The sequence below is a fragment of the Streptomyces sp. NPDC031670 genome (assembly GCF_055580545.1).
The window spans coordinates 739,064-752,792 of the sequence record NZ_JBVILC010000001.1; the positions used below are offsets into that span (position 1 = coordinate 739,064).

Annotated in this window: 11 protein-coding genes; 8 read left to right on the plus strand and 3 right to left on the minus strand. The window is 72.1% G+C overall.

Annotated features, from left to right (window positions below; genetic code table 11):
- The first annotated feature begins 129 nt into the window (after nucleotides 1-129).
- Together ACZ5ID_RS03335 and ACZ5ID_RS03340 are read left to right on the plus strand one after the other, a co-directional pair.
- Complete coding sequence (locus tag ACZ5ID_RS03335; RefSeq protein ID WP_468892927.1) at nucleotides 130-1,947, plus strand: ABC transporter transmembrane domain-containing protein; 1,818 nt, start codon at nucleotides 130-132, stop codon at nucleotides 1,945-1,947.
- Entirely contained in the window at nucleotides 1,944-3,725 is a 1,782-nt protein-coding gene (locus ACZ5ID_RS03340; RefSeq protein ID WP_468892928.1) for an ABC transporter ATP-binding protein, read from the plus strand. Before ACZ5ID_RS03335 ends, ACZ5ID_RS03340 begins: the two co-directional genes overlap by 4 nt.
- 52 nt (nucleotides 3,726-3,777) lie before the next feature.
- On the opposite strand, the gene ACZ5ID_RS03345 is transcribed toward ACZ5ID_RS03340, so the two are convergent.
- The gene (locus ACZ5ID_RS03345; RefSeq protein WP_468892930.1) at nucleotides 3,778-4,569 is read right to left on the minus strand and encodes a metal-dependent hydrolase; all 792 of its coding nucleotides are present in this window, start codon (nucleotides 4,567-4,569) and stop codon (nucleotides 3,778-3,780) included.
- A gap of 123 nt (nucleotides 4,570-4,692) precedes the next feature.
- On the opposite strand from ACZ5ID_RS03345, the gene ACZ5ID_RS03350 reads away from it, so the two are divergent.
- From ACZ5ID_RS03350 to ACZ5ID_RS03360, 3 genes are read left to right on the plus strand one after another with little or no spacing between them, the layout of a single operon-like run.
- Nucleotides 4,693-7,206, plus strand: a complete 2,514-nt coding sequence (locus ACZ5ID_RS03350; protein WP_468892932.1) for a DEAD/DEAH box helicase — start codon at nucleotides 4,693-4,695, stop codon at nucleotides 7,204-7,206.
- Nucleotides 7,207-7,237: 31 nt separating this feature from the next.
- A complete protein-coding gene (locus ACZ5ID_RS03355; protein WP_468892933.1) occupies nucleotides 7,238-8,116 on the plus strand; it encodes an acyl-CoA thioesterase in 879 nt (292 codons plus the stop codon).
- Between the two features lie 32 nt (nucleotides 8,117-8,148).
- Entirely contained in the window at nucleotides 8,149-8,637 is a 489-nt protein-coding gene (locus ACZ5ID_RS03360) for a glutathione peroxidase (RefSeq protein ID WP_468892934.1), read from the plus strand.
- Nucleotides 8,638-8,715: 78 nt separating this feature from the next.
- Here ACZ5ID_RS03360 and ACZ5ID_RS03365 read toward each other — a convergent pair whose 3' ends face one another.
- Complete coding sequence (locus ACZ5ID_RS03365; protein WP_468892936.1) at nucleotides 8,716-9,969, minus strand: acyl-CoA dehydrogenase family protein; 1,254 nt, start codon at nucleotides 9,967-9,969, stop codon at nucleotides 8,716-8,718.
- 209 nt (nucleotides 9,970-10,178) lie between these two features.
- On the opposite strand from ACZ5ID_RS03365, the gene ACZ5ID_RS03370 reads away from it, so the two are divergent.
- The gene (locus ACZ5ID_RS03370; RefSeq protein WP_468892938.1) at nucleotides 10,179-10,826 is read left to right on the plus strand and encodes a TetR/AcrR family transcriptional regulator; all 648 of its coding nucleotides are present in this window, start codon (nucleotides 10,179-10,181) and stop codon (nucleotides 10,824-10,826) included.
- 200 nt (nucleotides 10,827-11,026) lie between these two features.
- Here ACZ5ID_RS03370 and def read toward each other — a convergent pair whose 3' ends face one another.
- Entirely contained in the window at nucleotides 11,027-11,584 is a 558-nt protein-coding gene (gene def / locus ACZ5ID_RS03375; RefSeq protein ID WP_468892940.1) for a peptide deformylase, read from the minus strand.
- Between the two features lie 117 nt (nucleotides 11,585-11,701).
- Between def and ACZ5ID_RS03380 the strand changes: the two genes are divergently transcribed.
- Complete coding sequence (locus ACZ5ID_RS03380) at nucleotides 11,702-12,940, plus strand: MurT ligase domain-containing protein (protein ID WP_358836097.1); 1,239 nt, start codon at nucleotides 11,702-11,704, stop codon at nucleotides 12,938-12,940.
- 22 nt (nucleotides 12,941-12,962) lie between these two features.
- Nucleotides 12,963-13,691 carry a type 1 glutamine amidotransferase gene (locus ACZ5ID_RS03385; RefSeq protein WP_101387171.1) on the plus strand — a complete coding sequence of 243 codons (729 nt, stop codon included), beginning with the start codon at nucleotides 12,963-12,965 and terminating at the stop codon, nucleotides 13,689-13,691.
- The last annotated feature ends 38 nt before the right edge of the window (nucleotides 13,692-13,729 follow it).

Below are 13,729 nucleotides of genomic sequence, written 5' to 3' on the forward strand. Positions count from 1 at the left end.
CCACGCCAGGGGCGGGCCGCCGCTCTTGGCGCGTTCCGGCCGCCCGGGCGCGAAAATCGATTGCCCCGAGGCCTCGCGGAAGGCCAACCTTGCACGGTTTGAACCACTCTTTCCGATCCTTGGGACGTCATGCAGATTCGCGATCTTCCTTATACGGATCCAGGCGAACCGGACGTCCGCTCGGGTCCCCGCTTCCTGCTGTGGCTGGGCCTGGGCCAGCTCTCCGGGCAGCTCAAGTCAATGGCCTGGGGGTTGCTGCACCAGTGCGGCATCGCCGGACTGCCGCTCGGCGTCGGCGTCGCCGTACAGGCCGTGATCGACCGCTCGGGGGCGCGGCTCGCGCTCGCGGGCGGCATCATCGCCGTGCTCGGCGTGGCCATCGCGGTGGGCGACACCATGCTGCACCGCACCGCGGTCACCAACTGGATCACGGCCGCCGCGCGCGTGCAGCAGCTCCTCGCGCGCAAGACCGCCGAGCTCGGCTCGCTGCTCACCCGCAGGGTCGCGGCGGGCGAGGTCGTCGCGGTCTCCACCGGCGACGTCGAGAAGATCGGCTGGTTCGTGGAGGCCCTGTCTCGGTTCGCCGCGGCAGCCGCCGCCCTGGTGATCATCTGTGTCGGTCTGGTGCTCTACCAGCCGGCGCTGGGCGTGGTGGTCGCCGTCGGCGTTCCTGTACTGGCCCTGGCCGTCCTGCCGTTGCTGCCGCCCGCCACCCGGCGGGCCGACGTCCAGCGGGAGAAGGCCGGCCGGGCGACCGAGCTGGCCTCGGACACCGTGGCCGGGCTGCGGGTGCTGCGCGGCATCGGCGGCGAGGAGCTCTTCCTCGCCCGTTACCGCGAGGAGGCCTCCCAGGAGGTGCGCGGGGCCGCCGTGCGCAGCGCCCGGATGTGGTCGCTGATCTCGGCGGTCCAGGTGCTGCTGCCGGGCCTGCTGCTGATCGTGGTGGTCTGGTACGGGGCGGCGCTGGCCCGCGACGGCCGGATCGAGGTCGGTGAACTGGTCACCGTCTACAGCGCGGTGACGCTGATGCTGTACCCGCTGCGCCACTTCGAGGAGATCGCCATGGCGTACTCCTTCTCCCGGCCCTCGGCCAGGCGCGCGGCCCGCGTGCTCGCCCTGAGCCGGGCCACGGACCCGTCCGGGACGGACACGGGGGTGCCGTCCCGGACGGAGGGGCCGTCGCGGACCGCCCCGGTCCCGTCCGGCGACCTGTACGACCCGGCGAGCGGACTGCTCGCGCCCGAGGGCCGGTTCACGGCCGTGGTGTGCGGCGATCCGGACGCCGCCGGGCGGCTGGCCGAGCGGCTCGGCGGCCATACCGCCGAGGCGGGCGGTGTGCCGTCCGCGCTGCTCGGCCAAGTCGCGCTCGACGGGCTCCCGCTGGACACGGCACGGGCCGCCGTCCTCGTCCAGGACAAGGACCCGGTGCTGCTCTCCGGCACGCTCCACGAGCTTCTGGACGTGCCCGCGTCCGGGAAGGTCACGCCGGGCGAGGCGCTGGCCGCCGCCCAGTGCGACGACGTCCTCGACGCCCTGGCGCAGGCGTCGGTGGACAGCGACGGCGACCCGATGCGCACCCGGATCACCGAGCGCGGCCGGTCGCTCTCCGGCGGCCAGCGCCAGCGCCTCGCCCTGGCGCGGTCGTTGGTGACCGACCCGGAGGTCCTGGTCCTGGACGAGCCGACCTCGGCGGTCGACTCGCACACCGAGTCACGGGTCGCGGGCGGCGTCAAGCGGCTGCGCGCGGGGCGTACGACGGTCGTGTTCTCGTCGTCGCCGCTGCTCCTGGACCTCGCGGACCGGGTGGTGCTCGTGCACGACGGCGAGGTCGCCGCGGTCGGCCGCCACCGCGAGCTGCTGCGCGGCGACGCCCGCTACCGCGCGGTGGTCACCCGGGAGACCGACGAGGAGACGAACGCACAGGACGCATGGGAGGAAACGGCATGATCGGCGTGACGCCACCGGTGTACGACCCGGCGGCCCCGGAGTCGGCCACCACGCTCCCCGTCGGCACCCCGGCGACCGTCCGGGCGTACGTACGCCATCTGCTGCGGCGCCACCGCAAGGCGTTCGCGCTCCTGGTGGGCGTCAACGCGGTCGCGGTGATCGCTTCGATGGTCGGCCCTTATCTGCTCGGCGGGGTCGTCGAGGACCTGTCCGACGACGTCCCCGACCTCCATCCGGGGCGCACGGCGGCGCTGTTCGCCGTGGCGCTCGTGGTGCAGACCGTGTTCGTCCGGCTGGTGCGGCTGCGCGGCGGGATGCTCGGCGAGGAGATGCTGGCCGATCTGCGCGAGGACTTCCTGGTGCGGTCGGTGGGGCTGCCCCCGGGCGTCCTGGAGCGCGCGGGCACCGGCGATCTGCTGTCGCGGATCACCACGGACATCGACCGGCTGGCCAACGCGATGCGCGAGGCCGTGCCGCAGCTGGCCATCGGCGTGGTGTGGGCGCTGCTGCTCATCGGCGCGCTCGGCGTCACCGCGCCGCCGCTGGCGCTCGCGGTGCTGATCGCCGTGCCGCTGCTGGTGGCGGGGTGCCGCTGGTACTTCAGACGGGCACCCTCGGCGTACCGCTCGGAGGCGGCCGGGTACGCGGCCGTCGCCGCCGTGCTAGCCGAGACCGTGGACGCGGGCCGGACCGTCGAGGCGCACCGCCTGGGCGAGCGCCGGATCGCCCTGTCCGAGCGGCGGATCAGCGAGTGGACGGCCTGGGAGCGGTACACGCTGTGGCTGCGGTCGGTGCTCTTCCCGGTCGTCAGCGCCACCCATGTGACGATCATGCTCGCGGTGCTGATGATCGGCGGCTCGTTCGTCCTGCGGGACTGGCTCACGGTGGGGCAGCTGACCACGGGAGCGCTCCTGGCCCAGATGCTGGTCGAGCCGGTCGGCCTCATCCTGCGCTGGTACGACGAGCTCCAGGTGGCCCAGGTCTCCCTGGCCCGGCTCGTCGGCGTCCGCGACATCGAGCCGGACGCGGGCGACGCCGGGCTGCGCCCGCGGGGCCGGGACGTCGAGGCGGACGAGGTGCGCTTCGGCTACCGCGAGGGCGTGGACGTCCTGCACCAGGTGTCCCTGTCGGTCGCCCCGGGCACCCGGGTGGCATTGGTGGGCCCGTCCGGCGCGGGCAAGTCCACGCTCGGGCGGCTGCTCGCGGGCATCTACGCGCCGCGCGAGGGCCGGATCACGCTCGGCGAGGCCGAGCTGTCGCGGATGCCCGCGGAGCGGGTGCGCGAGCACGTGGCACTGGTCAACCAGGAGCACCACGTCTTCGTGGGCTCGCTGCGGGACAACCTGCTGCTGGCCCGGACCGGCGCCGAGGACGCCGAGCTGTGGGCGGCCCTGGGCGCGGTCGACGCGGACGGCTGGGCGCGGGCACTGGAGGACGGCCTGGCCACGGAGGTCGGCTCGGGCGGGTACGCCCTCACTCCGGCGCAGGCCCAGCAGATCGCGCTGGCCCGGCTCGTCCTGGCGGATCCGCACACCCTGGTCCTGGACGAGGCGACCTCGCTCCTGGACCCGCGCGCGGCACGCCACCTGGAGCGGTCGCTCGCCCGGGTGCTCGACGGCCGTACGGTCGTGGCGATCGCCCACCGGCTGCACACCGCGCACGACGCGGACGTGATCGCGGTGGTCGAGAACGGCCGCATCAGCGAGCTGGGCAGCCACGACGCCCTGGTCGAGGCGGACGGGGCGTACGCGGCGCTGTGGCGGTCCTGGCACGGGTGAGGCCGAGCCTGCCGGCCGGGGCGGGCCCGGGGGCGTACGGGCGGTGGCGGGCTCAGATGAAGTTGAGCGCGCCCGCCGCCCCCACCCCGCCGAGCACCATGAACGCGGGCATCAGCACCTTCAGCTCCACCCAGCTCCCGGCCCGGAACCGCATCATCTTGGGCGGGCCCACCGGGTACCAGCGCTTGCGGCCCACCGGGATCGGCCACAGGACCGGGCAGCCGGAGACGGTCAGCGCGTCCCCGATGTCGTGGACCAGCGCGCCGAGCACGATCGGCAGGCCCAGCCACAGGTACTCCTGGCCGGAGCCGGTGAAGAGCCAGTGCGAGCCGTTGCCGGGCTTGTCCAGGACCCCGGCCATGATCCAGGCGCCGGCCGCGCCCAGCAGCCACACCAGGACGTCGCTGGACATCCGGGCGGCCCGCCACAGCAGGCCCTCCACGGCGAGCACCACATGGACGAAGAGGATGCCGAGCACCGCCCAGCGCCCCCCGAAGACGGCCGCGGCCGAGGCGCCCGCCCCGATCAGGACGGCCCACAGCCAGGTGTGGGTGAGCGTGCGGTGCCCGCCGCCCCGGCGCGGGTCGCCGGGGCCCCTGGTCGCCTGGTAGACGGCGTGCGAGAGGTCGTCGACGACGCCGCACAGCGCCCGGGAGACCGGTCCGAAGGCGCGCGAGATGGTCGCGGACTTGTGGTCGAGGTCGGGCGCGAGCGCCGCCCCGGCGCTGATCAGCGCGCCGACGACGAGGACCGGCCAGGGCATGGCGTGTCCCGTGGCCGCCGCGGCGGCCCCCACCCCCAGCCAGGCTGCCGCTCCTGACAGTGAGTGCGCAGGTCCCATCATGACCGTGCCCCGCCCCATTTCCTGTTGTCCCGTGGCCCAGTTGGCCCGTCAGCCTATCCTTCATGATCTTCTTGCCTCGCCGCCGGTTCCCTCTCATGGGGAGAAGCCAGGCAAGATGGGGTCGTGACCCTTATCGATCAGCTCCCGCCGAGTGCCGACCCCGACGCCCTCTTCGAGGCCTTCTCCACCTGGGCCGAGGAGCGGGGCATCTCGCTGTACCCGGCCCAGGAGGAGGCGCTGATCGAGGTGGTCTCGGGCGCGAACGTGATCCTCTCCACCCCCACCGGCTCCGGAAAGAGCCTGGTGGCGGCGGGTGCGCACTTCGCGGCGCTGGCCCGGGACGAGGTCACGTTCTACACCGCGCCGATCAAGGCGCTGGTCTCGGAGAAGTTCTTCGACCTGTGCAAGCTCTTCGGCACCGAGAACGTCGGCATGCTGACCGGCGACGCGTCCGTGAACGCCGACGCCCCGGTCATCTGCTGCACCGCCGAGGTCCTCGCCTCCATCGCGCTGCGCGACGGCAGGCACGCCGACATCGGCCAGGTCGTGATGGACGAGTTCCACTTCTACGCCGAGGCGGACCGCGGCTGGGCCTGGCAGATCCCGATCCTGGAACTGCCCCAGGCCCAGTTCGTCCTGATGTCGGCGACGCTCGGCGACGTCTCGATGTTCGAGAAGGACCTGACCCGGCGCACCGGCCGCCAGACCGCGGTGGTCCGCTCGGCGACCCGCCCGGTACCGCTCTCGTACGAGTACGTCACCACGCCGATCACCGAGACGCTGACCGAGCTCCTGGAGACGAAGCAGTCGCCCGTCTACATCGTGCACTTCACCCAGGCCCAGGCGGTGGAGCGGGCGCAGTCGCTGATGAGCATCAACATGTGCACCCGCGAGGAGAAGGACGCGATCGCGGAGCTGATCGGCAACTTCCGCTTCACCACCAAGTTCGGCCAGAACCTCTCCCGCTATGTGCGCCACGGCATCGGTGTGCACCACGCGGGCATGCTGCCCAAGTACCGGCGCCTGGTCGAGAAGCTGGCGCAGGCGGGTCTGCTGAAGGTGATCTGCGGGACGGACACCCTGGGTGTCGGCGTCAACGTGCCCATCCGCACCGTGCTGTTCACCGCGCTCACCAAGTACGACGGCACGCGGGTGCGCACCCTGCGCGCCCGCGAGTTCCACCAGATCGCGGGCCGGGCCGGACGGGCCGGGTTCGACACCGCCGGGTTCGTGGTCGCCCAGGCGCCCGAGCACGTCATCGAGAACGAGAAGGCCCTCGCCAAGGCGGGCGACGACCCGAAGAAGCGCCGCAAGGTGGTCCGCAAGAAGGCCCCCGAGGGCTTCGTGGCCTGGTCGGACGCCACCTTCGAGAAGCTGATCGCGGCCGAGCCCGAGCCGCTGACCTCGCGCTTCAGGGTCACCAACATCATGCTGCTCTCGGTGATCGCCCGGCCGGGCAACGCCTTCGCGGCGATGCGCCATCTGCTGGAGGACAACCACGAGCCGCGCAAGGCGCAGCTGCGGCACATCCGCCGCGCCATCGCCATCTACCGCTCGCTGCTCGACGGCGGTGTGGTGGAGCAGCTGGACACCCCGGACGCCGAGGGCCGCACCATCCGGCTCACCGTCGACCTCCAGCAGGACTTCGCGCTCAACCAGCCGCTTTCCACGTTCGCGCTCGCGGCCTTCGACCTGCTGGACCCGGAGTCGCCCTCGTACGCGCTGGACATGGTCTCCGTCGTCGAGTCCACGCTCGACGACCCGCGCCAGATCCTCGCGGCCATGCAGAACAAGGCGCGCGGCGAGGCCGTCGGGCAGATGAAGGCGGACGGGATCGAGTACGAGGAGCGCATGGAGCGGCTCCAGGACATCTCGTACCCGAAGCCGCTGGAAGAGCTGCTGTGGCACGCGTACAACGTCTACAAGAAGTCGCACCCGTGGGTGGGCGACCACCCCGTCTCGCCGAAGTCCGTCATCCGTGACATGTACGAACGGGCGCTGACCTTCACCGAGTTCACCTCCTGGTACGAGCTGGCGCGCACCGAGGGGATCGTCCTGCGCTATCTGGCGAGCGCGTACAAGGCGCTCGACCACACCATCCCGGACGACCTGAAGACCGAGGACCTGGAGGATCTGATCGCCTGGCTCGGGGAGATGGTCCGCCAGGTCGACTCCAGTCTGCTCGACGAGTGGGAGCAGTTGGCCAACCCGGAGATCGAGACCGCCGAGCAGGCCCAGGAGAAGGCCGACGAGGTCAAGCCGGTCACGGCCAACGCCCGCGCCTTCCGTGTGCTGGTGCGCAACGCGATGTTCCGCCGGGTGGAGCTGGCCGCGCTCGACAACGTGGACGCGCTCGGCGAGATGGACGCCGAGTCCGGCTGGGACGCGGACGCCTGGGGCGAGGCCATGGACAAGTACTGGGACGAGTACGAGGACCTGGGCACCGGCCCCGACGCGCGCGGACCGAAGCTGCTGGCGATCGAGGAAGACCCGGCACACGGCCTGTGGCGCGTCCGCCAGACCTTCGCCGACCCCAACGGCGACCACGGCTGGGGCATCAGCGCGGAGGTCGACCTCGCGGCCTCCGACGAAGAGGGCCGCGCGGTGGTGCGCGTCACCGACGTGGGCGAGCTCTGACCTCCTTCGTTCCGGAAAGGACCGCGACGACATGACCAACCCCGCCGAGAGACTCGTCGATCTGCTCGACCTGGAGCAGATCGAGGTCGACATCTTCCGTGGCCGCAGCCCCGAGGAGTCCCTGCAACGGGTCTTCGGCGGGCAGGTGGCCGGCCAGGCGCTGGTGGCGGCCGGGCGCACCACGGACGGCGAGCGCCCGGTGCACTCGCTGCACGCCTACTTCCTGCGCCCCGGCCGCCCCGGTGTGCCGATCGTCTACCAGGTCGAGCGGGTGCGGGACGGCCGGTCGTTCACCACCCGCCGGGTCACCGCGGTCCAGCAGGGCCGCACGATCTTCAATCTGACGGCCTCCTTCCACCAGCCGGAGCAGGGCAGCATCGAGCACCAGCTGCCGCCGCGGCTGGACTTCCCCGAGCCGGAGTCGCTGCCCACCGTCGCCGACGAGATCCGCGAGCACCTGGGCGTGCTGCCGGAGGCCCTGGAGCGCATGGCCCGCCGTCAGCCCTTCGACATCCGGTACGTGGACCGGCTGCGCTGGACACCGCAGGAGATCAAGGACGCGGACCCGCGCAGCGCCGTGTGGATGCGCGCGGTCGGCCCGCTGGGCGACGACCCGCTGGTGCACACCTGCGCGCTCACCTACGCGTCCGACATGACGCTGCTCGACGCGGTCCGCATCCCGGTGGAGCCCCTGTGGGGTCCGCGGGGCTTCGACATGGCCTCGCTGGACCACGCCATGTGGTTCCACCGGCCGTTCCGGGCCGACGAGTGGTTCCTGTACGACCAGGAGTCCCCCATCGCGACCGGCGGCCGGGGCCTGGCCCGCGGTCGCATCTACGACCGTGCGGGCCGGCTGCTGGTGTCCGTGGTCCAGGAGGGCCTGTTCCGCCCGCTGCCGGCCCGCGACTGACCCGTCCCACCCCCGTTACGAGGAGTTGGCTGATGAGCCTGTACGACATCCCGCTGCGCACCCTGACCGGCGAGCCCACTTCGCTGGCCGACTACAAGGGCAAGGCGGTGCTGGTCGTGAACGTGGCGTCCAAGTGCGGTCTGACCCCGCAGTACGCCGGTCTGGAGCGCCTCCAGGCGCGGTACGGCGAGCGCGGCTTCACCGTTCTCGGTGTGCCCTGCAACCAGTTCGGCGCCCAGGAGCCCGGCAGCGCGGAGGAGATCCAGACGTTCTGCTCGGCGACGTACGGGGTGACGTTCCCGCTGCTGGAGAAGACCGACGTCAACGGCGACGGCCGCCACCCGCTGTACCGGCGCCTCACCGAGGTCGCGGACGCTCAGGGCGAGGCGGGCGACATCCAGTGGAACTTCGAGAAGTTCCTGATCTCCCCGGCCGGCGAGGTGGTCTCCCGGATCCGTCCGGCCACCGAGCCGGAAGCGCCGGAGGTCGTGGCGGCCATCGAGGCCCAGCTGCCGGTCTGAGCAAGGGGCACGGCCGGAAAAACGATACGGCTCCGTTCCCGCCACACGGGAACGGAGCCGGCTCTGTAGGGCAGCAAGCTAGCGGATCGGCATGCCGGACAGCGTGCGGGCGATCACCAGGCGCTGGATCTCGCTGGTGCCCTCGAAGATCGTGTAGATGGCGGCGTCGCGGTGCATGCGCTCCACCGGGTACTCCCGGGTGTAACCGTTGCCGCCGAGGATCTGGATCGCCTGCGCGGTGACCTTCTTGGCGGTCTCGCTCGCGAACAGCTTGGACATCGAGCCCTCGGCGGAGGTGAAGGGCCGGCCCGCCGTGGCCATCCAGGAGGCGCGCCACACCAGGAGACGGGCGGCGTCGATCTGCGTCCGCATGTCGGCGAGCTGGAAGGCGACGCCCTGGTTGTCGATGATCGGGCGGCCGAACTGCTCGCGGCCCATGGCGTATTCGAGCGCGTAGTCGTACGCGGCGCGGGCGGTGCCGACCGCCATGGCGCCGACGGCCGGGCGGGAGGCCTCGAAGGTGGCCATGGCGGCGTTCTTGACGCTCCCCCAGCTACCGCTGGGAGGTGCCCCCACGCCGCCCGCCTTCGCCTTCTCGCGGGCCCGGGCCAGGCGCTCGTCCAGCTTCTCCTTGCCGCCGAGCAGGCAGTGGCCGGGGACGCGCACGTCCTCCAGGACGACCTCGGCGGTGTGCGAGGCGCGGATGCCGTGCTTCTTGAACTTCTGGCCCTGGGACAGGCCGGGGGTGTTCGGCGGCACGATGAAGGAGGCGTGCCCCTTGGAGCCGAGCCCGGGGTCGACGACCGCCACGACCACGTGGACGTTGGCGATGCCGCCGTTGGTGGCCCAGGTCTTGGTGCCGTTGAGCACCCACTCGTCCTTGGCCTCGTCGTAGACGGCCTTCGTCCGCATCGAGGCGACGTCGGAGCCCGCGTCCGGCTCGGAGGAGCAGAAGGCGGCGACCTTCACATCGTCCACGTCGCCGTACATCTGGGGAATCCAGGTGCCGATCTGCTCCTCGGTGCCGTTGGCGAGGACACCGACGGCGGCGAGGCCCGTCCCGACGATCGACAGGGCGATGCCGGCGTCACCCCAGAACAGCTCCTCCATGGCGACCGGGATGCCGAGACCGGTCGGGTCGAAGAACTGTTGGGCGTAGAAGTCCAGGGAGTAGATTCCCACCTTGGCGGCTTCCTGGATCACCGGCCAGGGGGTCTCCTCGCGCTCGTCCCACTCCGCGGCGGCGGGGCGGACGACATCCTTCGCGAACCCGTGCAGCCAGTCCCTGACCTGCTTCTGGTCGTCGTTGAGCTCCATAGTGAACTCAGCCATGTCCCCTCCACCACTTCCCGTGCCACAGACAAGCGTTACTTGCGGTAACCGCAGTATGTTACTCGTCGGTAGGACATGTCAACCGGAGAACCGCCGGTCAGCGCGGGACCTGGCCGGGGTGTTACGTTGCGCAGGCATTCCGGATGGCGGAACAGGCGCCGACGGAACCGGGAAAGACGCAGTACGAGTACGGGCGGGGAGACGAAGCCATGGAGACCACACACCAGGCCGAGCAGCAGCGGACGTCGGCCGAGAGCCGTCGGCGGGAACTGCTGGAGGCGGCGGACCGGGTGGTGCTCCGGGACGGCCCCAAGGCGTCGATGAACGCGATCGCCGCGGAGGCGGGGATCACCAAGCCGATCCTCTACCGGCACTTCGGGGACAAGGGCGGGCTCTACCGGGCCCTCGCGCAGCGCCACACCGACGCGCTGCTCGCGGCGCTGCGGGCGGCGCTGGACGCGCCCGCCGGGCGCCGTGAGCGGGTCGAGGCGACGCTGGAGACGTATCTGGTGGCGATCGAGGCACGGCCGCAGGTGTACCGCTTCCTGATGCACCCCGCGGAGGACAGCGGCGGCGAGCAGCCCGGCTTCGACGTGGGCCGCCACTCCGCGCCGCTGCTGCGGCGGATGGGCGAGGAGCTGGGCGTGGTGATAGCCGAGCGGATAGACCTCGGGCCGGGGAGCGAGGCGCTGGCGCGGGTGTGGGGCCACGGGATCGTCGGCATGATGCACGCGGCGGGCGACTGGTGGCTGGGCGAACGGCCCTGCTCGCGGGCGGAGTTGGTGCGGGGACTGGCGGACCTGCTGTGGGGCCGCCTGGCCGCGGCGGCGGACCGGGCCGGGGGCCCGGGGTTCTAGCGGGTCGGGATGTTGTCTGCGGGTTGTCTGTGGCTGAGCGCGCAGTTCCCCGCGCCCCTGAAGGCCCGGGGCTCCGCCCCGGCCCCTCTCCTCAAACGCCGGAGGGGCTGAAGGTGCGGTAGCCGGAGGTGCCAAGGGGCGCGGGGAACTGCGCGAGCAGACACCCCGCCACCCGCGGACGCACCCCCGCCCCCAGGGGCTCAGGGCAACGCCCGGGCCGGGAATCCCAGTCCCGCCCGGCGGGCCGCCCGTACCGCCCGCCTCCTGCGCCACCCCGTCAAGCGCTCCACGTACACCAACCCCTCCAGGTGGTCCATCTCGTGCTGGAGGCACCGCGCGAAGAAGCCCGTCCCGGACACCCGCACCGGCTCCCCCGAGACCGTCCACCCCTCCACCACCGCCTCGTCGTACCGCTCCGTACCGGCCTCCAGGCCCGGCAGGGAGAGACAGCCCTCGGGCCCGCGGACCACGACGCCGTCCGTCGACACCAGGCGGGGGTTGACGAGGTGTCCGAGGTGGCGGACGTCCTCGTCGTCGGGGCAGTCGTAGACGAACACCCGCAGGCCCACGCCGATCTGATTGGCCGCGAGGCCCACCCCCCGCGCCGCGTACATCGTCGCGAAGAGGTCCTCGACCAGTCGGGCCAGGGACGGACCGAAGTCGCTGACGGGCTCACAGGGGGCGTGCAGGGCCGGGTCACCGAGGAGAGACATCTCTCGTACGGTGCCGGAACTGCCGGGAATCGGACGGTGGCGCATGGCCGCAAGCGTACGTTCCGGGCCACCCGGGGCCGCGCCGGTGGTGGCGCGGTTCGGGCCGCTGTCCGGATCTCGATAGGCTGAGGTCCGACCCAGGCGCAAGGAGGATCAAGGACGATGGCAGGCAACGCGGAGCCGCTGTCACCGCGGGCCAAGCTCGCCGTGACGGCGGGCAAGGCCGCTGCGGCGGTGTCGCGCGCGGCGGGGCGGGGCAGTGGATCGGTGATCGGCGGCCGGGTGGCGCTCAAGCTGGACCCCGATCTGCTGGGGCGGCTGGCGAACCACCTGGACGTGGTCCTGGTCTCGGCGACGAACGGCAAGACGACGACGACCCGGCTCATCGCCGAGGCGCTGCGGGCCAGCGGCCCGGTGGTGTCCAACGCGCTGGGCGCCAACATGCCCGCGGGCATCACCTCGGCGCTGGCGGGCGGCTCGGACGCCCGCTTCGGCGTGATCGAGGTGGACGAGAAGTACCTCTCGGGAGTCGCTCGCGATGTGACGCCCAAGGCGATCGCACTGCTCAACCTGAGCCGTGACCAGCTCGACCGGGCCGCCGAGACCCGGATGCTCGCGGAGAAGTGGCGCGAGGGGCTCCAGGGCACCAAGGCCGTGGTGATCGCCAACGCCGACGACCCGCTGGTCGTCTGGGCGGCGTCCTCCTCCCCCAACGTGGTGTGGGTGGCGGCCGGCCAGGAGTGGAAGGACGACGCCTGGTCGTGCCCGGCCTGCGGCGGTGTGATGCAGCGCCCCGGCGACGACTGGTTCTGCGGTGAGTGCGGCTTCCGCCGCCCCGCCCCGAGCTGGGTGCTCAGCGGCGACTACGTGCTGGACCCGCACGGTTCGGCCTGGCCGATCCACCTCCAGCTGCCCGGCCGCGCCAACAAGGCCAACGCCGCCACCTCCGCCGCGGTCGCCGCGGTCTTCGGGGTGCCGCCGCAGGTCGCCCTGGAGCGGATGTACCAGGTGCAGGCGGTCGCCGGTCGCTATGACGTCGTCTCGTTCCAGGGCCGTGAGCTGCGGCTGCTGCTGGCGAAGAACCCGGCGGGCTGGCTCGAAACGTTTTCCCTGATCGACCCGCCGCCGACGCCGGTGATCCTCTCCGTCAACGCCCGCGGCGCCGACGGCACGGACACCTCGTGGCTGTGGGACGTCGACTACACCCGGCTGGCCGGACACCCGATCTTCGTCATCGGTGACCGCAAGCTGGACCTGGCGGTCCGCCTGGAGGTCGCGAACCTGGACTTCCGGGTCTGCGAGAGCCTCGCGGAGTGCGTCCAGCTCGCGCCCCCCGGCCAGATCGAGCTGATCGCCAACTACACCGCCTTCCAGGACGTACGCCGCACGGTCGGCAACTGAGACCCTTAAGGAGCAAGCGAGCATGAGCGACAACAGCCTGCGCCTCGTGTGGGTCTACCCCGACCTGCTGAGCACCTACGGCGACCAGGGCAACGCGCTGGTCGTGGAGCGCCGGGCCCGTCAGCGCGGCCTGGACGTGGCCCGCCTCGACGTCCGCAGCGACCAGCCGGTGCCGTCCTCCGGCGACATCTACCTGATCGGCGGCGGCGAGGACCGGCCGCAGCGGCTCGCGGCCGAGCGGCTGCGCCGCGACGGCGGCCTCCAGCGCGCCGCCGCCAACGGCGCGATCATCTTCTCGGTCTGCGCCGGGTACCAGATCCTGGGCCACGAGTTCATCAACGACCTCGGCGAGCGCGAGCCCGGCCTCGGTCTGCTCGACGTGGTCTCCACCCGCGGCGAGGGCGAGCGGTGCGTCGGTGACGTGCTGGGCGACATCGACGAGCGCCTGGGCCTTCCGCAGTTGACCGGCTTCGAGAACCACCAGGGCATCACGCACCTGGGCCCCACGGCCCGCCCCTTCGCCCGGGTCCGCCTGGGCCGGGGCAACGGCACCGGCGACGGCACCGAGGGCGCGTACAACGAGACGGTGTTCGGCACGTACATGCACGGTCCCGTGCTGGCGCGGAACCCGCAGATCGCGGACCTGCTGCTGAAGCTGGCCCTCGATGTGAACGCGCTGCCGCCGACCGACGACCGGTGGTACGAGGCGCTGCGCGCCGAGCGCATCGCCTCCGCGACCCAGCCCGCCTGACCCGGTCCGCACTCCCGGGGACGGCGTTCGTACGTTCC

Coding starts and splice junctions, on each gene's coding strand:
- ACZ5ID_RS03335 (WP_468892927.1), top strand. CDS start 130: ATGCAGATTCGCGATCTTCCTTATACGGATCCAGGCGAACCGGACGTC.
- ACZ5ID_RS03380 (WP_358836097.1), top strand. CDS start 11,702: ATGGCAGGCAACGCGGAGCCGCTGTCACCGCGGGCCAAGCTCGCCGTG.
- ACZ5ID_RS03355 (WP_468892933.1), top strand. CDS start 7,238: ATGACCAACCCCGCCGAGAGACTCGTCGATCTGCTCGACCTGGAGCAG.
- ACZ5ID_RS03340 (WP_468892928.1), top strand. CDS start 1,944: ATGATCGGCGTGACGCCACCGGTGTACGACCCGGCGGCCCCGGAGTCG.
- ACZ5ID_RS03365 (WP_468892936.1), bottom strand. CDS start 9,969: ATGGCTGAGTTCACTATGGAGCTCAACGACGACCAGAAGCAGGTCAGG.
- ACZ5ID_RS03345 (WP_468892930.1), bottom strand. CDS start 4,569: ATGATGGGACCTGCGCACTCACTGTCAGGAGCGGCAGCCTGGCTGGGG.
- def (WP_468892940.1), bottom strand. CDS start 11,584: ATGCGCCACCGTCCGATTCCCGGCAGTTCCGGCACCGTACGAGAGATG.
- ACZ5ID_RS03385 (WP_101387171.1), top strand. CDS start 12,963: ATGAGCGACAACAGCCTGCGCCTCGTGTGGGTCTACCCCGACCTGCTG.
- ACZ5ID_RS03360 (WP_468892934.1), top strand. CDS start 8,149: ATGAGCCTGTACGACATCCCGCTGCGCACCCTGACCGGCGAGCCCACT.
- ACZ5ID_RS03370 (WP_468892938.1), top strand. CDS start 10,179: ATGGAGACCACACACCAGGCCGAGCAGCAGCGGACGTCGGCCGAGAGC.